The organism is Paenarthrobacter sp. 10L412, assembly GCF_056395565.1.
Genome location: NZ_JBFTJT010000011.1, coordinates 13212 through 34647, shown reverse-complemented (window position 1 = coordinate 34647; position 21436 = coordinate 13212). Strand labels below are relative to the sequence as shown.

Below are 21436 nucleotides of genomic sequence, written 5' to 3'. Positions count from 1 at the left end.
GTGACCCAGCTGATCACACCCCAATTGGTCATCCTCGACCAGAACCTGGGCGACTCCCCTGCCGACGTCATCCGCGTCCTGGCCGGCAAAGTCGCCGCCGCTGGCCGTGCTTCCGAGGTTGAAGGGCTCTTCACGGATGCCTTCGCCCGCGAGCAGAAGACCGCTACCGGCGTCCCCGGCGGCATAGCGATTCCGCACTGCCGCTCAGCCGCAGTCACCGAGCCCGCCCTGGCCATGGCCCGCCTGTCCCACAAGGTGGACTTCGGCGCCAAGGACGGCCCGGCGGACCTCATCTTCTTCATTGCCGCGCCGGACGGTGCTGACCAGGAGCACCTGAAGCTGCTCTCCAAGCTGGCCCGCTCCCTCATCAAGAAGGACTTCACGGCAGCGCTGCGTGCCGCAGCCACTGAGCAGGACATCGTGGACCTCGTGGATGGGGCCTTGGCGGACAAGCCGGCTGCTCCGGCCACCGAACCTGCCGCGGCACCCGCTGCTGCTGGGGCCACTGCCGGATCAACCACGACGGCGGCTGCCGCACCCAAGCGCATCGTCGCCGTGACCGCCTGCCCAACCGGCATCGCCCACACGTACATGGCGGCTGACTCGCTGGTTGCCGCGGCCCAGGAAATGGGCGTGGACCTCCAGGTTGAGACGCAGGGTTCCTCCGGCGCCAAGCCGCTGGATCCGGCCATCATTGCCGCTGCTGACGCAGTGATTTTCGCTGTCGACGTGGACGTCCGTGGCAAGGAGCGCTTCGCCGGAAAGCCGGTCATCAACGCTCCGGTCAAGCGCGGCATTGACGAACCCACCAAGATGGTCCAGGAAGCGTTGGCTGCTGCGGACGACCCGCACGCCCGCCGCGTCCCGCACTTCGGTGCCGAAGAGCAGGCAGAGCGTGCTGCTGAGGAAAAGGGCGAGCACATCGGCCAGAAGCTGAAGCGCGCACTCCTCACGGGTGTTTCGTACATGATCCCGTTCGTAGCGGGTGGCGGCCTGCTGATTGCCATCGGCTTCCTGCTTGGCGGCTACGACATCACCGGCTTCGCTGACAAGATGCTGGTTGAAAACAGCATCTTCAACCTGCCCACCGAATTCCCGAACAACGCATGGGGTCCGCTGGGCGCGTACATCGGTGCTGTGCTGTTCAAGATCGGCGCACTGTCCCTCGGATTCCTGGTTCCCGCGCTGGCCGGCTACATCGCTTACGCCATCGCTGACCGTCCCGGCATTGCCCCCGGTTTTGTTGCCGGCGCTGTATCCGGGTTCATGGGCGCTGGCTTCCTTGGGGCCATTGTTGGTGGTCTGCTGGCCGGCTACATCGCCTTCCAGATCGGCAAGCTCGATGTTCCCCGCTGGCTGCGTGGCCTGATGCCTGTTGTCATCATCCCGCTGCTCGCCTCCCTGGTGGCCTCCGGCCTCATGTTCCTGATCCTCGGCGCGCCGATCGTGGCACTGACCAAGGCACTCAACACTGGCCTTTCGGGCCTGACCGGCGCTGGCGCCATCCTCCTCGGTGTCATCCTTGGCCTCATGATGTGCTTCGACCTCGGTGGCCCTGTCAACAAGGTTGCCTATTCGTTCGCTGTTGCCGGCCTCGGCACGGCAACTGTGGCAAACCAGGCACCGTGGCAGATCATGGCTGCAGTGATGGCAGCAGGCATGGTTCCGCCGCTCGCCATGGCCTTGGCTACTGTGCTGGACAAGAAGCTGTTCTCCTTGGCTGAACGTGAAAACGGAAAGGCCGCCTGGCTTCTGGGTGCATCGTTCATCTCCGAGGGCGCCATCCCGTTCGCAGCTGCTGACCCGCTCCGCGTCATCCCTGCCAGCATGGTGGGCGGTGCCGTAACCGGTGCACTGTCCATGGCATTTGCGGTCACGTCCAAGGCTCCGCATGGTGGCATCTTCGTGTTCTTCGCAATCGACAACTTCCTGTTGTTCTTCCTGTCGATCGCTGTCGGTGTGGTCATCACCGCCCTCCTGGTGATTGCCCTCAAGCGCTGGGCTGTCCGCAAGCCGGTTGAGGCCGAGGCAGTTCCCGTCCCGGCAGGCGTGTAAGCGCCGCCCGATACCCCGTCAGCCCAACAGCACCCAAGCAATCAGAGGATCAGATACATGCAGACCTTCTCAGGCGTAGGCGTAGCTCCCGGGCGCGTCCTGGCACCGGTAAAGCAAATGCCGAAACCGGTCCAGGAACCGCACGCGAACGTCAACATTCCTGCCGACGTCACGGTTGAATCGCAGGGGCAGCGCATCAAGGACGCTGCCAAGGCGGTTCAGGCGGAACTGAGGGCCCGCGCGGCTACGGCCAGCGGAGAAGGCAAGGAAGTCCTGGAAGCAACGGCTTTGATGGCCGCCGACCCCATGCTGGTGAAATCGGCCATCAAGCTGTTGTCTCCCGAGGCTCCAGGCGGTGCACGGACTGCTGAACGTGCAATCTGGGAAGCTGGCGGAACGGTGGCTGAGACGCTCAAGGGCCTTGGCGGGTACATGGCCGAGCGCGTGGCGGACGTCCTCGATGTCCGGGCACGCATCGTGTCTGAGCTTCGGGGCCTGCCGGCACCGGGAATCCCGGCTTCCGATGTCCCTTTCATCCTGGCGGCCGAGGACCTGGCGCCTGCTGATACTGCCACGCTGGACCCATCCAAGGTAGTCGCGCTGATTACCTCCAGCGGCGGACCGCAGTCCCACACAGCCATCCTTGCCCGTGCGCTCGGCTTGCCCGCCGTTGTCGCGGCCCTGGGCGTGGACGAGATCGCGGACGGCACCGAGGTTTATGTTGACGGCGCCGCAGGCACCATCACAGTTGAGCCCGGTGAAGACCTGCGATTGGCTGCCAAGGCATGGGCCACCCAGGCTTCCACGCTGGCCGCCTTCAGCGGGAACAACACCATGGCGGACGGTTTCCGGGTGCCCTTGTTGGCAAACGTCGGCACTGGTGCGGACGCGGTCAAAGCGGCCGACGCCGGTGCCGAAGGCGTTGGACTTCTGCGCACGGAATTCTGCTTCCTGGACCGCGACGACGAACCCACTGTGGAGGAACAGATCGCCGCCTACGGCGCGGTCTTCGCAGCCTTCCCGGGTAAAAAAGTCGTGGTCCGGACCCTGGACGCCGGCGCTGACAAGCCGCTGCCGTTCCTCACCAATGCCGACGAACCGAACCCTGCGCTCGGTGTCCGCGGATACCGCACGGACCTCACCTCCCCCGGCGTCCTCGAACGGCAGCTCGAGGCTATCGCCGCCGCCGAAGCAGCCAACAACGCCGAGGTCTGGGTCATGGCACCCATGATCTCGACGGCGGACGAGGCCGCGCGGTTCGCCACACTTTGCGCCGCCGCCGGGCTCAAGACCCCTGGTGTCATGGTGGAAGTGCCGTCGGCAGCACTGACTGCAGCCACAGTTTTGCGCGAAGTCAGTTTCGCGTCTCTGGGCACCAACGACCTCACCCAGTACGCCATGGCAGCGGACCGTCAGCTTGGGCCGCTCGCCACCCTGAACGATCCGTGGCAGCCTGCAGTCCTGCAGTTGGTCAAGCTAACGGCCGACGGCGCCGCGCAGGTCAGCGGCGAAAGCGGCACGGCCAAGCCGGTTGGCGTCTGCGGTGAGGCAGCAGCGGACCCGGCCCTCGCCGTCGTACTCGTTGGACTTGGCGTTGCGACGCTGTCAATGAGTGCCCGGGCGCTTGCCGCCGTCGCCACCGTACTTGCCACGGTGACTGTTGCCCAGGCGCAACAGCTCGCGGCGACCGCCCTGGCAGCCCCCAACTCAGCCGCGGCACGCAGCGCCGTCCGGGCCCAGCTTCCCATCCTGAACGAGCTCGGCCTCTAGACTTCCCCACAACCATCCACATCTAAGGAGCACCAATGCCTGAACGTACCGCCACCATCGCAAGCCGCGTCGGCCTCCACGCCCGCCCGGCAGCCATCTTCGCTGAAGCCGCAGGAGACCTTGACCTCGAGGTCACGATCGCCCGCGAAGGCGAGCCGGCCGATGACGCCATGGACGCAGCAAGCATCCTGTCCCTCATGAGCCTGGGCGCTTCCCACGGCGACGTCGTAGTGCTGCGCGCCGAAGGCGAAGGCGCAGAAGCAGCCCTGGACAGCCTGGTGAAGATCCTCGAAACGGACCACGACGCCGAGTAAGACCGCGAAACCGCTCAGCGACACGGAAAAGGCCTGAAGACACCCGGATTTGGGTGGCCTCAGGCCTTTTCTGTGTCTTGGACCTCTGTGTCGTGGACCGGAATGCTCGTCTAGCCGACGACCCGGCTCATCAGGTCAATGAAGTTGCCGCCGAGCGCGGCCAGCACGGTGTTGTCATCAACCCCGCGGATGACCAGTTCCCGGGTGACGTTGGGAAGGCCCTCGTAGGTTTTGATGCCCTCGGCGTAGGGGTACCACGGCGGTCTGTGCAGACAGCCCGGGCCTTCCCATTTCATCCGCTTGACGTATAGCGTGCCGTCGTACTGGATATTGAGATATCCGTGTTCATCGATGTATGCGGAGTCATAGACACTCCGTCTGCCCTTGGGAAAGTCCGTGCAGACGCCTACGCCTCCAGCGCCGAAGATTTCCAGAGTATGCATGAGATGGTCAACCATGTTGGCCACCGTGGGCTGGTATTCATCGTTGATTTCCAGGGGCATCGTGCTCATCATGCCGCCCTTGCTGGCAACCACTTGCATAGTCTCGTCCGTGGCATTTCTGCGGTTTCCGAACACGGAGTAGCAGTTGTTGTGGGAGAAGTATGGCGGTGCGGTTGAAGCCTGTGCAGCAGTCAGTTGGGTCCGCTTTCCGCCGTGGGAGAGATCGACCAACATGCCCACCCGGTTCATCTCAGAAATCATGTCGCGACCGATGCTGCTGATCCCGGAGTTTTCCGGCTCAGCGCAGCCGTCGCCCAGGAAGTTGCGCTTGTTGTATGTGATCGCCGATGAGACTACCCCCATGTCTTTGAAGAGTTCTACATTGCCGGGATCATCCCCAAATGGCTTGGCGTTCTGGAAAAGGTAGTAAACGCCGATTCGGCTATCCTCCTTGGCTTGCCGGATGTCGTCGGCGCATGTGACCTTCACGAGGTCCCTCGAGTGCTTGCGGATATTGCGGTTCCAGAAAGTGATCTGGTCCATGGCCGCCCGCTGATCGTGTTCCTCCGCTGAGAGGGTCATGCCCACGCAGTCCACTCCCCCACGGCGCAGGAGGGCGATGGAATCATCCAAGGATCCATCTCCACCCGGAGGAATCGCGCCGCAGGTATCCACCACCGTTGCCTTGGAGTGGAGTTCCAGGGCGTGCTGATCTTCGTCCCTGCTCACCTCCCGGGAGAGGTAGGGGTGATCAAGCTGCGTCTGTGTCATTCTCGTCTCCTTGGAATTCTGTGCCGGAGGTTTCTTCGATCATTTCCAGGAGTTCCGTGTCGTTTGCGAGCAGCCCAGCCCGCACGAGCGCGGCTTGCCAAGCCCTGAACTCCCCCGGAACTGCTTGCGGCTTCTTTGCCCAGAACCCGATGCGCTGGAACTGTTCAACCGTGCCCTTCAGCTCCCCGAACGGAATGGCAGCAAACCATTCGCGTGCTGCTGCAGCCACATCGGCGGAGCTTTGCACTGCCAGCCATGCCTGGGCTTCCTCCAAAGCAGCGCGGAAGGCATCGAGTTCAGCGCCATGATCTTGCGCCCACACCCGGGTGCAGCAGTAGACAGACCATGGGACGGGACCTAGCCCATTGGCCAGGGGGACCGCTTCACGCAAACGGGGGTCCTGGGCTTCCTGACCGCCGGCCAGGAGGAAGTCTCCCGGTCCGCTGAGGAACTCCTCCACCACAGCTTCAGGTTGGTAGCCAACCAGAAGCCTGACGTCTCCCAAGGGGATGCCGCGCTGGTGCAGGACCTCCAGGAAGGCGACCCATGATGTAGGGACAAAACTTGGGGCCACGAGCACAACCCTGCCACGCAGTTCCTGCCAGTCGAAAGAATCCGGGCTTCCACCAATCACGGCGTCAGCGGCCCGTTGAAAGAGGAAATGCCGGGTCTGGGTGTTGCTCACTGCAGCAATCACGCTGGGTGTCGTCCTGTTGAGCCGGTCTGCAAAAACGACGCTTCCCAGGACAAGCTCGGCTTCGCCGCGGATCACTGAATCGGTGATAGTGCCATGTCCGGGCTGCTTCTCGATCACCTCAACGTTGATCCCCTGGCCGGCAAAGTAGCCGCGGGAGATTCCCACGTAGTGGGGTAGGTAGGCAAGGTTCCGGGCGGCAGCGATGCGTATGGTGCCGCCCGGAACGGGCGTCAGCGTTTCAGCCATGGAAGACGGGCCTCGCCTCGTTGGCCTCTTCGAGCGTCTGGTCCTTGGTTTCAACACCAGCCCACGCCAGGACGGCCGTTATGGCGAACATGATTGCCATGGTGGTGAAGACCCCCGGAAGGCCGCCTTTATCGAAGATAAGAGCAATCAACGGCGGCATGACGATGATGCCCAGGCCACCGGTGCCCTTGACGAAGGAGACTCCGAACCCGCGCACCCTGGTGGGGAACAGTTCCGGGGCCCAGGACCACAACGTGGTGGTTAGCAGGAGTGTGAAGAATTGGAACAGGGAGCCGAACACCAGAATCAGCGGGTCCGTGTTCGCCAGCAGACCGAATCCCAGGCCAACCAGGCAGCCAAGCACGGCACCAGTGACCATTACCGTGCGACGCTTGAATCGATACGTGATGGTTGCCGCACATAGGGCACCGAGGAGGCTGCCAATTTGCATGATCAGCGTGTACAGCAGGCTTTGGCCAAGAGTTGAACCGCGGGCGACAAGGAAGGTTGGCATCAGGGTCAGAAGTGACATCTGGGCGGCCACAACCATGAAGTACGCGCCACTGGCCGTTGCAGTCCGGCGGCGCAGGCCGCTGGTGAAGATCTCGCCCAAACGAATCTTCTCGGGGCGGACAATGCGGTTACCGTCTGTGGCTTGGAGGTCTTCTTCACGGATATGGATTTCATCGTCAGGGACCTTGCCCGCTGCCAACGCGGTCAGGCTTCGATTTGCGCCGGCAATGTCGCCGCGCGTGAGGAGAAAGCGCGGTGATTCCGGCATGTTGCGCCGAATCACCAAAACAAGAAGGACCGGCAGGATCAGAAGGCCGAACAGCCAACGCCATGCAACCTGCGGCCCACCAAAGAAGTTTCCCAGGGCTACAAGGACCAGGGCGGCGTAAGCGGGGGCAACGACGTTGCCAAGCCCACCGGAACCAACATTGAGGGCGGCTACCGCTTGGGCGCGGTATTTGGTGGGCATGATTTCGCAGATCAGCGCAATTCCCACTGCCAGCTCGCCGCCAAGGCCGATACCCACTATCAATCGCGACCCCATGAGAACTTCGTAGTTTGGGGCCAGCGCGCAGAGTACGCCGCCCACTGAGTAAACGACGAGATTCGCTACGAGGGCGAACTTCCGGCCCTTGATATCCGAGAGCATCCCGCCCAGGTACGCCCCGATCGTAAGTCCGATGAAGGTCATGGAGCTGATCAAGGCAAATTCGGCTTTGGAGATGCCGAAGGTCGCAATAATCTGCGGGCCAGCCAGGCCAAGTGAGTTGGACTCGAGGATGTCGAAGAACATACCGGCGACAACCAGCAGGATTGTTGTCCAGTGGGTCCGTGTCAGCGGAATCTTGTCGACCGATTCGGAGAGCTTCAACAGCATGGAATTAAGTCTGGGGCTGCCGCCCTTTATGTCTAGTGAACTCATTTTTTGCCTCCTGAGATGGGCTGAGTGCTTCCGGAAACAGCGGCTGCACCATTGCCTGCCACTTTGTTTTTTGTGAAGCCGGAGCCTGAGCCCCTCCGGGCTTCAGTGTGATCCGTGCCACCAAATCTACTTCATCATCAATGATGATGCAATAACTTTTTTCCTCTTGGGTCTACCGCTCCCGGACGGCTACCGGGACATGGCGGAAAGGGACAAACCGCCGTCCAGGACGACCATCTCACCCACGGCATAACTTGCCTCAGGGCCGGCAAGCCAAAGGTAGACGCCAGTTATTTCTTCTATGCGCGCAGGCCGACCCAGCGCTCCGCTGTAGATGCCGGCGTCCGCTGTCTCGCTGAGGAACCTTGTCTGAACATCCCCCGGGCACACACCGTTGACAAGGATTCCCGAAGGTGCGAGCTCCATGGCCATTGACTTCACCAGCCCCATAAGTCCCCACTTGGCGGCTGCATAGACGGCATAGCCGGGCTCGGCCGTCAGGCCTGCCACTGAGGATGTGGCGATGATTCTTCCAGGAACCCCATCCCTGAGCATGCGGGCCGCCCCGCAACGCATCGTATTGAAGGCCCCTTTGAGGTTGTTGTCCATCAGCCAATCCCAGGTTTTATCCGAGGTGTCCAGTGCGGACTGTTTGGGCAGAGACACGCCGGCGTTGGCTATGACGACGTCGAACGCGTGCTCTGCGTCAGCAAAGAAGTCCTCCGTAGCCCTGGCGTCGGTCACGTCGAGTTCAACGGCCGTGGCATTGGGGATGCCTATTGCCGTCCGCTCAGCTTCGGGCCCGTCCTTGTCGAGCAGGGTGACATGGGCACCTGCGCCCGCGAAGCGCTCGGCAATCCCGCGCCCGATCCCCCGGGCTGCTCCCGTGATGGCAATCCGCTTGCCAGTGTGCGGCGATTCTCCGCTCATTTCAGGGCTCCTACCCGGTACCGCAGTCCTGCCATGCCGCTTGGTCCCAGATCAGCCACCCGACCGGGCACAGCGGGGTGTTCTCTGAAGTCCTGACCTTCCAGCGTGCAGATCAAGGAGATCACGGCAGTCATCGCTGGCGTAGGAGCACCTGACCGTTGGCCGAGTACTTCCAGGGGAACGAGGCCGCACGGAACGTCCTCTGTGACGAAGCGCCGTTGGAAGGTTGGACCAACCCGGGGCGGTAACATTTCCCGTGCGTTGGGTCCGTAGGCCCGCGACGAGAAGTCGTTCCTGCTTACGCCGTGCCGGCCCATGCCAAGGGCTCTCATGACAGCGAGTCGTTCAGCGTCGAGCACGTTACGCAATGCTTCCAGCGCCGGTGCACCGAAGTCGCCCAAGTGGAACGCCCCCTGGGGTGGGATCAATCCGTGCGCCTCTTGAGAGGCTATGACCGCGTTCAGAACAGCTGCGGGTACATGGGCGACGGGGTTCGGGTTGTTCAGGGACGAGGCCACGTGGTGCCTGGCCAGCGTTGCCGCAGGAAGCCATGGCGTCAGCAAGGACATGCCTTTGATGGCGGCAAGCTCAGTCGCCCCAGAGACTTCGAACCAGCTCTTCACTGCGGAAATATGTACCGAACCGTCACCAGGGGCGTACGACAGGTGGGGCGTCGTGTTCATCGCAACGACGCAGTCTTTGCCACCTGAGAACCCTGCTTCGGTAAGCGCCTTCGCAAATGCGGATGCCCCGTTGGCGTAACCCGTGACGAGTACACAAAGTTGGCCTTCGTGCAGCACGCTGGCAAGACGTTGAGCCACAGCCAGATGTCGGTCCGCGGTAGTCGCAATGAAGATCAGTCCGCATTCCGCGAGGCTGTCGTAGCCTTCAGACAACTCTGGAAGAGCAAATACGGCGTCTCCCAAATGACCGCTCATCGTGAGCGTTCCTGAGCGGCGAAGCCTGTCCAACAAATGATGATTCTGGTCAACCATAGCCCGTACCGCCCCGCCCTGCTGCGTCACGTGCGCGGCAAGGGCAAGCCCCGTGCTTCCGCAGCCGATGATCCCTACCGGTGTCATGGGCGGCCGCCGCCGGGTCGGACCAGCTGACCGAACCCGGGCTGGCCGAGCACCTTGCCGTCCTTGGCGACGATCCGTCCGCGGACATACGTGGCAACCACAGCTCCGCGCATCAGGCGTCCCGCCCACAGTTTCGCCGCTTCATGACTCACTGAGTGCTGTCTGCCCGGGTCGATCACGCCGCTTCGGTCCATGTCCACCAGAATGAAGTCCGCATCAGCGCCCTCACGTACTTCGCCTTTGGACACGAGACCGAAGACCTGCGATGCGCGCAGGGAGATTGCCCGCGTGAGCTGGGGCAACGTCAGTTTCCCTTGGTTGACCGCGGTCAACAATGCGGGCACGACGGACTCCAGCCCATGGACTCCGGATGGTGCGCTCCAGATGTCATCCCAGCCTTTGTCCTTGTCCACGGTGGTGTAAGGGGCATGGTCCGTACCGATGTAGTCGATCGTGCCGTCGGCGATGCCTGCCCACAACGCCACAACATCAGCCTCCTCACGTAGGGGCGGATTGATCTTGGCATAGGGGCCCAGATGTTCGCTGGCAGACAATGTGTGGAACAGGTGATGGGGGCACGCCTCGGCCGTTACCACCTGCCCTTTGGCCTTTGCCCGACGGACGCGCTCCACTGCGGCTCCGGTGCTGATGTGGGCAATTGAAAGCCGGGCGCCGGCGGCGCCCGCTAACAGGATGGCCCGGGCCACTGCTTCCTCCTCGGCCAGGGGCGGCCTTGACTCTGCATGTGCGCGCAGGTCTTTGCGTCCGTTTGTTTTCATTTGCGCCGCAAGGCATCCGCAGATGGAGTCGCTTTCAGCGTGAACGACGGCGACACGCCCTGTTGACGCGATGGCTTTCATGGCGGCAAGAAACGATGCGTCGTCCGGAAGTGCCCGCGAATCGAAACCGGGATCCGCTCCCGGCGCCGGAGCGTTCATGAACGACTTGAATGCCACCGCGCCGGCCGCGGCCTGTTCCACGATCCGCCCGGTGTTGCTGTAACCGGCGCCACCATATAGTCCATAATCGACGATGGCCTTGGGCGCAACGACGTCGTTCTTGTAGTGCCAGCTCGCAGCATCCGCAACCGCAGGAATCCCCGATGGCATCTCAAGCACGGTGGTAACCCCACCCACAGCGGCGGCTGCAGTCCCGGTGCTGAATGTTTCGCGGTGGGGGTGACCTGGGTCCCGGAGGTGGACATGAGTATCAATCATCCCAGCCATGACCATCAGGCCGCTCGCGTCCACAGTCTCAGCTCCGGAGAGTTCGGCCGCAGCTTCGGCGGCCGTGTCGCGGCCCAATCGTTCACGGAGGGCCACGATCTTTCCGTCCCGAACCAGAAGGTCGGCGTCGATAATTCGCTCGGGAAGGACCACCCGCCCACCAGCAACGACCAGCCCGTTTCGTGACGCGCCCATTAGTGTTCGGCCATCATGATCACGGCACCCTTGGACTGTGTGTAGCCAAGTAGGGCCTCGTAGCTCTTCGACGTCCCGTATCCGGACTGTTTCCGCCCACTGAACGGCAGTTCCACCCCGTTGGAGAAGGTGTTGACCATCACTTGGCCGCAATGCAGGTCCCGGATCATCCTGTGGGCGCGGCCAACGTCAGCGGTCCATACACCTGCCACCAGTCCATAGTCGGTTCCATTGGCAAGTTCCACTGCTTCGTCAGTGCTATCGAAGCTGGTCACCGTAAGTACCGGTCCGAAGATTTCCTGTTGGGCAATCGAGGCGGTCGGGCTCACGCCGTCAAAGATTGTGGGAAGGATGAAGTTCCCTCCGGCCAAGGCCTCATCATCCGGCACGCCGCCGCCGACCAGGAGTTCGCCTTCTCGTCGGCCCAAGGCAATGTAATCGAGTACCCTCGCTTGCTGTTTGCGCGAAATCACCGGGCCTAAGCCGGGATTCGCCAGTCCCGGGCCGAGGGTGGTTCTCTGGAAGATACGCACGAGCCGGTCGACGAATTCATCATGGACGCTGTCATGGACCAGGAGGCGGGAACCGGCCGAGCACGTCTGGCCGGCGTTCTGCAGGATCGAAGCGGCCACGGTCGAAGCAGCAGCGTCCATGTCTGCGTCCGCGAAGACGATGTTGGGCGATTTTCCGCCCAGCTCCAGGTCTGCCGGGACGAGGTTGGCTGCTGTGGCCTGCCCGATCTTCACGCCCACCGGCACGGAGCCGGTAAAGGAGAGCTTGCCCAAGCCGGGGTGCGCTGCCAACGCGGCTCCCGCTTCTGCCCCGATACCGGGGACAACATTGAGGACGCCGTCCGGCAGGCCAGCTTGAGACATGATTTCGGCTAGGCGCAGCGTGGACAGCGGCGCTTCCTCTGCCGGTTTAAGCACGCAGCAGTTTCCCGCCGCCAGGGAAGGCGCAAGCGTTCGGGTTGCCAGGCCCAATGGGTAGTTCCAGGGAGTGATGTGCCCGGTGACACCGTAAGGTTCCCGGACCGAGAAGGTCATGCGGTCCGTCGCGGCGGGAATGATGCTGCCGAAGACAGCCTCCACCATATTGGAGTAGTACTCGAAGAAGCGCGCGGCAAAGTTGACGTCCACCACGGCCTGCCGCAATGGTTTGCCCGTATCCTCGCTCTCTATTCGGGCCAGTTCGTCCCCATTCGCCACGATGGCCGACGAAATACTGCGCAGGATCCGGGCGCGTTCAGCCGCCGTTGTCCGCTTCCACCCGCCGTCGAAAGCCCTGCGTGCTGCGCTTACCGCCTGGTCCACTTCATCGGGGCCACAGGCCGCCACGTGGGCCAGTTCCAGACCTGTCGCCGGATCCAGAACAGCGAAGGAATCCTTGGCGTCAACAGGTTTTCCATTGATGTGCGCAGTACGGCGCTGAGTTCCGAGTATCTGATGCGTCATTGTTCTCCTCCTGCGTTTGCTGATGCTTGAAGTCGTTCCCCCGCTGCCGGCCGTTCCCGGATCCAATGCCTGGCGATCGCCTCACGGGTGCTGAACAGCACATCCCCGGCGCCCAGCGCATATTCGACAAAGTCGCGCATTCCCGCCATGCGGCCGGCCTGTCCGGTGTGGCGGGGGTGGATGCCGATCGACATCATCTTTGGGAAACCCCGGTGTCCTTCGCGCCTAAGCTCGTCCAGGCCGCGGCGGCATGTTTCCCAAAAATCGAATGGACTTGTGAACCCCATGGGCTGGACGAGCCGGCCTTCCGTATAGGTCAAGGTGTACGGGACCACCAAGTGCTCGCGGGCTCCGACCTCTGTAAAATACGGAAGGTCATCGTTATAGGCATCCGAGTCATAGATGAACCCACCTTCTTCGACAAGCAGGCGACGCGTGTACAGGCTTGGCCCCGTCCGCGAACGCCAACCAACCGGCCGGCGTCCGCAGGTCTGCTCTATTGATTCAACTGCCAGCTTGATCCGCTCCCTCTCCTGGTCCTGCGTCAGTTCCGCGGGGTCAGTCCAGCGCCAGCCATGTGCACAGATGTCGTGTCCCCGTTCGGCCACCCATTGGCAGACCTCCGGGTTCTTTTCCAAAGCAACGGCTGGAGCGAAGAGCGTAGCCGGAAGACTGTACTCATCAAGCAGATCGGCAATCCGCCAGATCCCGGCCCGACTGCCATATTCGTAAATGGACTCGACGGCGAGGTCCCGGTGTCCTGGCCTGGGTTCACGCCCCGGCCCGAGGCTCTCGCCCCGGGCATCACCCTCGAGGATGTTCCGCTCAGCGCCTTCCTCGTAGGCGATGCAGAAATTCACCACGGCGGCTGCGTTTTGCGGCCAGGATACTTGGGGCTTATGTCTGCCATAGCCGATGAAGTCCCGCACAGGCCCCAGATCACTCTGAGAACTTTTCATTGAATCCACCCACACTTCGAACCGAGGTTCCTCGACAGCATTAGTACTTCATCACCAATGATGAAGTACTAATGCGCAGCAGTCAACAGCTGCTTCCTGAGCAGTGCCTGCTCCGGGAGCTGTGGGAAGATGGCTTCCATGCAGACGCGCGAACCCTTACGCCACGGGAAAGGAGGCCGCTGGTGACATCACCGAACCTTGAGATGGAAATCCTGGCACTCACCCTGATCCGGGAGTCAGAACGCCCCGTAGGCTCGTCCCGTTTGGCAGAGGCTTTCAATGAGTCCGGCATCCATGTGGCAGAGGCAACGGCCGGCCGCTTCCTGCGCTCACTTGATCAACAGGGCCTCACCCTCATCCCGCGCCCGAAGCAAGGGCGGGTGGTTACGGAACTAGGCCAGCAGCGACTTGAAGAACTCAGGGCAGCCCTGCGCGCCCAGGAAAACGGAGCAAATCTGGTCCGGGCCGCCAGCACTACCGACCTAAATGAACTCCTGGACATTCTGGTGGTCCGCCGCGCGGTCGAATCCGAAGGCGCGCGACTGGCCGCGGAAAACGCCTCAGATGAGGAGCTCGAAGAGATCACCCGCCAGGCCACCAGCCATAGCGACGCAGTAGCGGCCGGGGCAACCCCCAACAGGGATTCCTCCACCCTGTTTCATCGCACAGTTGCCGCCGCAACACACAACAGAATCCTCGAGTCCATGGCACATCTCCTTATCGAACCGGCCAATCCGAATCTGACCAGCGTTCTGGAAGAAGTGTCCCTAAACTCCCAGGTTGTCTCCGAACAGGCCCATGACCACGCGCAGCTGGCCGCTGCTTTGGCCCGGCGGGATGCTGAGACTGCGGGGCAACTGATGCACCAGCACGTCGGCCACTTGATCGATGCCGTAAGGGTCTACCTAGGAGATAGTGCTAAACAAACCGGCGGGGGCACGCGGCCCAGCTAGCTCTGCTTCCCAATGAGGAAAGCGGCAATCGAGGCCTCAGTCGGATTCACGTCCTGCAATTCCCCGGACAGATAGGCCTCTACGATCCTGGGATCCACGTAGGAGGTACGCGCCACGGTGGGGGTGTTGCCCAGCAGGTGGGCAGCGTCCTTCATGGCCTTCACCAAAGCCTGGGGCCGCGTCATGGTGCCTTCGGACTTCAATAAGGACAGGGCTGCCGCCGAGGTCCCCTTCCAGGTGCGGAAATCCTTGGAAGTGTAGGCCGCTCCGGCAATTCCGCGCAGGTACTCGTTGATCATGGCAGCATCCGCCGAAACCCATGAACCATCGGATCGGTAGGCCAGCAACCGTTCTTTGCCGGGCCGGCGCGCCAGCGGCTCCAGGAAAGCTGCCAGCGCGGGATCCTGGATGGAGATGTCCCACCACTGCCCGCTCTTGCCAGGGAACTTCAGGCCGACGGCGTTGTCCTTGATTCGGGCGTGTCGGCACCTGAGCGTGGTGAGTCCATAGGAGCCGTTCTGACGCATGTAGCTTTCAGAGCCCACGCGGAGAGCGCCGAGATCCATGAGACGCACGGCTGCGGCCAGGGTCTGCTGCCGGGGAGACGAGGTGTCTTTCAAGTGCAGCGTGACAGTCCTGCGCACGGCAGGGAGCACCGAGCCCAATTCCGCGGCCCGCTGGAACTTCTCGGTGTCTTTACGTTCGCGCCATCGGGGGTGGTAGATGTATTGGCTTCGACCCGCCGCGTCCACCCCCCGTGGCCTGGATGTGCCCATTGCTGTCGGGACTGATCCACACCTCGGTCCACGCAGGCGGGATCGCCAGCGCAATAATGCGCTGGCGATCCTCTTGGCTTACCAGGCTCCCGTCGGGATACCTGTAACTGAACCCTTTACCGGCCCTGCGGCGTTCAATGCCGGGCTTGGAAAGGTCACTTCGCCGAAGCCTTGGCATTTTCAATCCGAGGATCGCGTCTGCTGTGGCCCCGGTTAAGCTTCGTCGGGATCGGTGACAGCGGTTCCCGCGCTCATGATTTCGGCGTTGATCATCCACACCAGCTGCTCCAGCCGGGCGATGAATTCGTGCAGGAGGTCCGCCGTGGTGGGGTCTTCTTCGTCCACCTCGTCATGGACGTCACGCATGGTCTGGACGGTGCGCTCCACTCGGTCCGTAATCAGCTTGACGGCGTTCTTAGTGTTGACCAGCCCGCCCGGGAATTCTTCAAGGCGCGTACCCGCCGAGATGGTCCCGCTCCGGCCATCGGGCAGGGCGTGAAGGGCCCTCATCCGCTCGGCCGTGTCATCCGCATATTTGCGGGTGGCGGCCACGAGTTCGTCCAGCTGGAGGTGGAGGTCCCGGAAGTTCGGACCGACGATGTTCCAGTGCGCCTGCTTGCCTTGGAGCTGTAGCTCGATCAGGTCTGTCAGGACGATTTGAAGGTTGTCTGCAAGCTGCTGTGACGCTTTCATGTTTTCCTCTCCTTGGACGGCCGGTGCAAGCGAAAAACCCTGGTGTCGAATTCCTTCGATGTGGGTCAATCATCAAGTGGCGACTTCAATAACTCTTTCATAAGGTTGCTTAGTAGTACAATGAGAAGTGTTGCTGTTCACATCTGGCGAACTTCGCCCCTCAGGGCGGACCGGAAGTGATAGCGATAAAAGGCACTCGGAGGCGGTGGAACGCTCCCAAGTACCCGTGGAAGTAAATCGAGGTAAATAGGAATGCATAGTCAGGAATCCAAAAGATTCTTTGCGGATTCCCCCAGAAAGGAATGTGCTGACCATGAACACGCTTCTGATCATTGCTGGTGTAGTTGCAATTGTCCTTCTCTTGGTGGGCGGCTTCTCGTCGGCCCTGAACTGGCTGCTGTGGGTAGGCGTCGTCCTCCTCGTCATCGCAGCTATCGGCTGGCTGCTCAGCTTCATGTCGGGCCGCAGGGGACATACGGTATAGGGCACGCACCGCGACAATGACCCGCACCGGCCAAGTACTGTGGTCGGCCTGCCGATGAATACCGCGGAACGTGAGGACTGCCCCACTGCAGTGGAACTGCAGCCAGGGGCAGTCCTCCGGCGCATCCGGGACCCGATACCTGCTCCCGGATACCCGCCCCCGAACAGTCGCTTTAGCCGCCGTGCTTCAGCCGCCCGTACTGGGAGGGGGCGCCGCGTCGGGATCCCGCGGAGTGGGGAATTCGTCCGGTGATTCCGGAACGGGAGAAGTATCCGGGTCTTCCGGAGTTGGGCTGCCTTCAGGTGGTGCCCCCGGTCCGGGAGGCGTTCCCGGCGATGGCCGTTCCGGTGTTTCACGCTCCGATCCCTGTCCTGGCATTTCCTGCTCAGGAGTTGGCGTGCCGTAGCCGCCGGCAGCGTCTTCCGGGTCAACGCGGTGTTCGTCCTGACTCATTTCTTCCTCCTTGGAAATCCTTTGAGGCCTTCGAAAATTGTTCGAGGAATGCTGACAGTTCGACCGTAGTCCGGTGTAGTGTCAGCGTCCACCAATAGCTATCTGGAGGTGTACGAATGGTAGAGCCGGAGCAGGTTCCCAGGATCGGCAGGAACGAATCCGTTGAAGAACGGATGGACCGCAACTGGATGGAGCTCATCCAGGAACTGCGGGTGCTCCAGACCGGTGTCCAGATCCTGGGCGGCTTCCTGCTGACCCTGCCTTTCCAGGCGCGCTTTGAGCACCTGGACGACTGGCAACGCGGCCTCTACCTCTTCAATGTCATGGCAGCGGCCCTGACAACTGCTTTGATCCTGCTTCCGGTCAGCGTGCACCGCCGCCTTTTCCGCCGGGGCCTCAAAGCCACTCTCGTCTCCAGCGCCGATGCCATCACCAAATGGGCATTGGCCGGCGTAGCCATCCTGATTGTAGGTTCGGCCACCCTGGTCTTCGATGTCACCGCCGGCCGAACAGCAGCGATGGTTGCCGGTAGCTTCATCATCATGGTCCTGCTGGTACTCGTTGTGGGGATGCCGCTCTGGCTGCACCGGCGGGCCCTGCAAAACGGAAACGGCAAGAGCGGAAATGCACCCTGAGCAAAAAGGCACGTCATCAATACGCGAAAGGAAACGCATCATGCCTGGAAAGAAGAATTCGAGCCTGAAGGACCCGAAGCTATATGAAGAACTCCGCGACGAAGGCGCTTCCAAGGAAAAAGCGGCCCGTGTTTCAAATGCTGCGGCCAAGCAGGGGCGCAAGGAAGTAGGACGCAAGGGAGGCAAGTCCGGCGACTACGACGATTGGACTGTGGACAAACTGAAGTCCCGCGCCAAGGAACTCGGAATCAAGGGCTACTCCGGCAAGAAGAAGTCCGAGATCATTTCAATGCTGCGCAACCACTAAAGGTTTCGGAACCACTATCGAATAAAACAGAGCCCGACGCCGGGTCACGCCTTTTTCTTGGCCCGCGCCTTTGGCTTGCTGGTAGTTTTGCTGGCGGCAGCGTCGTCGTCGGCCGCTTTTTCCTTGCCGCGTTTCTTGTCCAGGCTCCGCTTCAGCGCCTCCATGAGATCGATGACGTCGCCGCCTTCCCCTTCGCTCTCCGTGACACCGAACGTGGCTTCCGTGTCCAGTGCCTCGCCCTTTTCCAGCTTGGCCTCGATCAACGTGCGGAGCTGCACCTGGTAGTCGTCGGTGTATTCTTCGGGGTCGAAATCGTGGGCCATGGAATCCACCAGCGCGGAGGACATTTCGAGTTCCTTATCCGAGATGTTGATGTCCGTTTCGAGGGAGGGGAACTTGGCCTCGCGGACTTCGTCGCCCCAGAGAAGGGCTTGCAGAAGGAGTACGTCCCCGCGTACTCGCAGGGCCCCGAGCCGCGTCTTCTGCCTCAGCGCGTACTGGACAATTGCAATCCTGTCCGTGTCCTCAAGTGTCTGCCGCAGCAACATATAGGCCTTGGGGGATTTGGAATCCGGCTCCAGGAAATAGCTGCGCTCGTACATGATCGGGTCCAGTTGCTCGGCAGGGATGAATTCCACTACCTCAATTTCGCGGCTGTTCTCTTCCGGCAAGGACTTCAATTCAGCCGCCGTGAGAACCACTGTGCGGCCTTCCTCTTCGTAGGCCTTGTCGATATCTTCGTAAGCAACAACTTCGCTGCAAATTTCACATTTCCGCTGGTACCGGATGCGTCCGCCGTCCTTATTGTGGACTTGGTGAAGGCCAATATCGTGGTCCTCCGTGGCGCTGTAAAGCTTCACTGGTACGTTGACCAGACCGAACGCGATAGATCCCTTCCATATGGCCCTCATGCACCCAGTCAACAGCACAAGACAGCAGAGGAGAAGAGGTGGCAGGCAAGCAACAGGAGCGGGTGAACGTGGAAGGCCACGAGCTGACCCTCACCAACCTGGGCAAGATCATCTACCCCGAGACCGGAACCACCAAGGCCGAGGTCCTGGAGTACTACGCCGCAGTGGCGCCTTTCCTCATTCCTGCCGCCGCCAACAGGCCCGTCACCCGCAAGCGCTGGGTCAACGGGGTGGGCACCGCCGAGCACCCGGGACAGGTGTTCTTTCAGAAGAACCTTGAAGACTCCGCGCCCAAGTGGATCCCCCGCACCGCCATCCAGCACTCGGACCACACCAACGTCTACCCCATGGTCAACAACCTCGCCACGCTCACATGGATGGCACAGATCGCGTCGCTGGAGATCCACGTCCCCCAATGGCAGGTTGACGCTGAAGGTAATCCGCTCCGGCCTGACCGCTTCGTCCTGGATCTTGACCCCGGTCCCGGCGCAGGCCTGCCTGAGTGCGTTGAAGTGGCCAAACTTGCCCGCTCCATCCTGCAGGACATGGGAATGGAACCAGTGCCGGTGACCAGCGGCAGCAAAGGAATCCACCTCTACACCGGGCTGGAGGGCACGCTGAAGTCCGAGCAGGTCTCGGCCTTCGCCCATGAGCTGGCACGTGCCCTTGAGTCCGACCATCCCGATCTGGTGGTCAGCGACATGAAGAAGTCCCTCCGCAACGGCAAAGTGCTGGTGGACTGGAGCCAGAACAGCGGCAACAAGACCACGATCGTCCCTTATTCGCTCCGGGGGAAAGCCCACCCTACGGTCGCGGCACCGCGCACGTGGCGCGAACTCTCCTCAAGCACCCTGGACCACCTTGATTACACGGCCGTGATGAAGCGGGTCAAGACCGGCAAGGACCACTTCGCCCCTATCTCCTCACGGCACCTACCGCCGCACGGAGAGTATACGGATGACGACGAGGGCGCAGGAACCGGCGGCGGTTCAGGCACCCGCGAGCGCGTGGTGACTGCAGAGAACCGTCTCGCCAAATATGTGGGGATGCGCGATCCGGAGAAGACCCCGGAGCCGTTCCCGGCGTCGTCGGCTGCTTTTGCCTCCTCGTCGCCCGGAAGCTCCTCCTCAGACCAGCCCAAGCCGGGCGACCCTGCACCGCCCGGCGGGATCTTCGTCATTCAGGAGCACCACGCCCGGCGCTACCACCTGGATCTGCGGTTGGAGCACAACGGCGTCCTTGCGTCCTGGGCTTTGCCGCGTGGTGTCCCGGAGACGCCCGACCGGAACAACCTTGCCGTACATACGGAAGACCATCCGATGGAGTACGCAGACTTCGCTGGCGTCATTCCCAAAGGTGAGTACGGAGCAGGGACCATGACCATTTGGGACCGTGGCGAGTACACGTGCGAGAAATGGCGGGACGGCAAGGAAGTGATCGCAACGCTGACGGGCCAGCCGGGAGGTGGGCTGCACGGGACCAAACGTTTGGCGCTGATCAATACCGGTGACCGTTGGCTGATCCACTTAATGAAGGAGCAGCCGGGCGGACGGCTCCGCAAGGGCCCTTCCGAGAAGGTCGCACCCCCCGCAGCATCGAAGCCAGCCGCTCCCCAGCCAATGCCCAATTACGCCCCGATGCTTGCCACGTCCGGCACGGTGGACGACCTTCGCGGCGACGACTGGCTGTACGAACTGAAGTGGGACGGAATCCGGGCCATCATCACCGGCACTGAAGGCAAGATCCGTCTGATGAGCCGCAACGGCAACGATCTCACCGCCACCTATCCCGAACTAACAGACCGGTCCTGCTGGCCCGACGGCGATTTCGTGGCCGACGGTGAAATCGTGGCGCTTGGCAAGGGCTCACGGCCTGATTTTGGCCGCCTGCAACTCCGGATGAACCTGGTTAAAACCGCAGACATCGAACGGGCCCGGGCTTCCGTCCCGGTGCAGCTGATGCTGTTCGACCTTCTGTACGACGGCGGCACGGATCTGAGCGGCCTGCCTTTCCGTGAGCGTCGGGAGCGGCTTTCGGCGTTTGCCGGGCGCTTGCGCTCTGGCTGCCCGCTTCACCTTTCGGCCGTGTTGGACCACGACGTCGAAGACCTCATGGCAAGCGCAGGTGAGCTCGGCTTGGAAGGAGTGATGGCGAAGAAAGCAGATAGCCGTTACGTGATCGGCCGGCGTAGCCGCTCGTGGATCAAACTCAAGCTGGAGCTGAGCCAGGAAGTGGTCGTGGGCGGCTGGCGTCCCGGCGCCGGGGCCCGGAACGGGACCTTTGGCTCGTTACTGTTGGGCATTCCGGAGGGCGGGAAGCTGCACTACGTGGGCCGGGTGGGCACCGGGTTCAAGGAGTGGCAGCTGAGGGATGTCATGGAGAAGCTGGGGCCCCGCGTGGTTGCTGATTCTCCGTTCGCCGATATCCCGCGCGAGGACGCAGCAGGTGCCCGCTGGGTGGATCCGGAACTGGTAGCAGAAGTGACCTTCGGAGAATGGACGGGCCCAGGCAGACTACGGCATCCCGTGTGGCGTGGGTGGCGTCCGGACAAATCCCCGGAAGACGTAAGCCAGCCCAACTGACTGGCATTAGTGGTTGTTCTCAGCGCTCATAACAACCACAAGTGCTAGTCAGTTGGGCTGCCTAC

At 62.0% G+C, this 21436-nt stretch carries 19 protein-coding genes and 1 pseudogene; 8 read left to right on the top strand and 12 right to left on the bottom strand.

From position 1 onward, the window contains the following. Genes AC1DD7_RS16260 through AC1DD7_RS16250 form a run of 3 tightly spaced genes read left to right on the top strand, consistent with a single transcriptional unit; the run spans nt 1 to nt 4139 of the window. Nucleotides 1-2055, top strand: a complete 2055-nt coding sequence (locus tag AC1DD7_RS16260; protein WP_477515795.1) for a PTS fructose transporter subunit IIABC — start codon at nt 1-3, stop codon at nt 2053-2055. Nucleotides 2056-2112: 57 nt separating this feature from the next. After that, nucleotides 2113-3825, top strand: coding sequence for a phosphoenolpyruvate--protein phosphotransferase (gene ptsP / locus AC1DD7_RS16255; protein ID WP_477515794.1), 1713 nt, complete (start codon nt 2113-2115; stop codon nt 3823-3825). 35 nt (nt 3826-3860) lie between these two features. Next, nucleotides 3861-4139, top strand: coding sequence for an HPr family phosphocarrier protein (locus tag AC1DD7_RS16250; RefSeq protein ID WP_223935423.1), 279 nt, complete (start codon nt 3861-3863; stop codon nt 4137-4139). Between the two features lie 110 nt (nt 4140-4249). Here the strand turns inward: AC1DD7_RS16250 and AC1DD7_RS16245 are convergent, their stop codons facing one another. The 8 genes from AC1DD7_RS16245 to AC1DD7_RS16210 form a co-directional block, all read right to left on the bottom strand. Continuing rightward, a complete protein-coding gene (locus tag AC1DD7_RS16245) occupies nt 4250-5353 on the bottom strand; it encodes a membrane dipeptidase (protein ID WP_477515793.1) in 1104 nt (367 codons plus the stop codon). Next, on the bottom strand, nt 5334-6296 hold the full coding sequence (locus tag AC1DD7_RS16240; protein ID WP_477515792.1) for an ABC transporter substrate-binding protein: 963 nt from the start codon (nt 6294-6296) through the stop codon (nt 5334-5336). The genes AC1DD7_RS16245 and AC1DD7_RS16240 overlap by 20 nt, the downstream gene beginning before the upstream one ends. Continuing rightward, nucleotides 6289-7731 carry an MFS transporter gene (locus AC1DD7_RS16235; protein ID WP_477515791.1) on the bottom strand — a complete coding sequence of 481 codons (1443 nt, stop codon included), beginning with the start codon at nt 7729-7731 and terminating at the stop codon, nt 6289-6291. The genes AC1DD7_RS16240 and AC1DD7_RS16235 overlap by 8 nt, the downstream gene beginning before the upstream one ends. A gap of 189 nt (nt 7732-7920) precedes the next feature. Further along, on the bottom strand, nt 7921-8661 hold the full coding sequence (locus AC1DD7_RS16230) for an SDR family NAD(P)-dependent oxidoreductase (protein ID WP_477515790.1): 741 nt from the start codon (nt 8659-8661) through the stop codon (nt 7921-7923). Next, a complete protein-coding gene (locus AC1DD7_RS16225; protein ID WP_477515789.1) occupies nt 8658-9743 on the bottom strand; it encodes an NAD/NADP octopine/nopaline dehydrogenase family protein in 1086 nt (361 codons plus the stop codon). Before AC1DD7_RS16225 ends, AC1DD7_RS16230 begins: the two co-directional genes overlap by 4 nt. After that, nucleotides 9740-11164, bottom strand: coding sequence for a dihydroorotase (locus AC1DD7_RS16220; protein WP_477515788.1), 1425 nt, complete (start codon nt 11162-11164; stop codon nt 9740-9742). The genes AC1DD7_RS16225 and AC1DD7_RS16220 overlap by 4 nt, the downstream gene beginning before the upstream one ends. Then, nucleotides 11164-12618: an aldehyde dehydrogenase family protein gene (locus AC1DD7_RS16215; protein ID WP_477515787.1), complete on the bottom strand. Its 1455-nt coding sequence runs from the start codon at nt 12616-12618 to the stop codon at nt 11164-11166. The genes AC1DD7_RS16220 and AC1DD7_RS16215 overlap by 1 nt, the downstream gene beginning before the upstream one ends. Then, entirely contained in the window at nt 12615-13577 is a 963-nt protein-coding gene (locus AC1DD7_RS16210; RefSeq protein WP_477515786.1) for a polysaccharide deacetylase family protein, read from the bottom strand. The genes AC1DD7_RS16215 and AC1DD7_RS16210 overlap by 4 nt, the downstream gene beginning before the upstream one ends. 182 nt (nt 13578-13759) lie before the next feature. On the opposite strand from AC1DD7_RS16210, the gene AC1DD7_RS16205 reads away from it, so the two are divergent. Beyond that, complete coding sequence (locus tag AC1DD7_RS16205) at nt 13760-14530, top strand: FadR/GntR family transcriptional regulator (protein WP_477515785.1); 771 nt, start codon at nt 13760-13762, stop codon at nt 14528-14530. On the opposite strand, the pseudogene AC1DD7_RS16200 reads toward AC1DD7_RS16205, so the two are convergent. Continuing rightward, nucleotides 14527-15484 (bottom strand): annotated as a pseudogene (locus AC1DD7_RS16200) (DNA topoisomerase IB). The gene AC1DD7_RS16205 and the pseudogene AC1DD7_RS16200 sit on opposite strands and share 4 nt — an antisense overlap. Nucleotides 15485-15519: 35 nt before the next feature. Further along, the gene (locus AC1DD7_RS16195) at nt 15520-15999 is read right to left on the bottom strand and encodes a Dps family protein (protein WP_477515784.1); all 480 of its coding nucleotides are present in this window, start codon (nt 15997-15999) and stop codon (nt 15520-15522) included. A gap of 313 nt (nt 16000-16312) precedes the next feature. Here AC1DD7_RS16195 and AC1DD7_RS16190 point away from each other — a divergent pair, with 313 nt between their 5' ends. Next, complete coding sequence (locus AC1DD7_RS16190) at nt 16313-16483, top strand: hypothetical protein (RefSeq protein WP_223935420.1); 171 nt, start codon at nt 16313-16315, stop codon at nt 16481-16483. A 186-nt stretch (nt 16484-16669) separates the two neighbouring features. Here the strand turns inward: AC1DD7_RS16190 and AC1DD7_RS16185 are convergent, their stop codons facing one another. Next, the gene (locus AC1DD7_RS16185) at nt 16670-16936 is read right to left on the bottom strand and encodes a hypothetical protein (protein WP_477515783.1); all 267 of its coding nucleotides are present in this window, start codon (nt 16934-16936) and stop codon (nt 16670-16672) included. Nucleotides 16937-17052: 116 nt separating this feature from the next. Here AC1DD7_RS16185 and AC1DD7_RS16180 point away from each other — a divergent pair, with 116 nt between their 5' ends. After that, nucleotides 17053-17571, top strand: coding sequence for a DUF6328 family protein (locus AC1DD7_RS16180; protein WP_477515782.1), 519 nt, complete (start codon nt 17053-17055; stop codon nt 17569-17571). A 40-nt stretch (nt 17572-17611) separates the two neighbouring features. Continuing rightward, nucleotides 17612-17878: a DUF7218 family protein gene (locus AC1DD7_RS16175; protein ID WP_224094779.1), complete on the top strand. Its 267-nt coding sequence runs from the start codon at nt 17612-17614 to the stop codon at nt 17876-17878. Between the two features lie 44 nt (nt 17879-17922). Here the strand turns inward: AC1DD7_RS16175 and ku are convergent, their stop codons facing one another. Then, nucleotides 17923-18789: a non-homologous end joining protein Ku gene (ku, locus tag AC1DD7_RS16170; RefSeq protein ID WP_477515781.1), complete on the bottom strand. Its 867-nt coding sequence runs from the start codon at nt 18787-18789 to the stop codon at nt 17923-17925. A 38-nt stretch (nt 18790-18827) separates the two neighbouring features. On the opposite strand from ku, the gene AC1DD7_RS16165 reads away from it, so the two are divergent. Then, a complete protein-coding gene (locus AC1DD7_RS16165) occupies nt 18828-21371 on the top strand; it encodes an ATP-dependent DNA ligase (protein ID WP_477515780.1) in 2544 nt (847 codons plus the stop codon). The last annotated feature ends 65 nt before the right edge of the window (nt 21372-21436 follow it).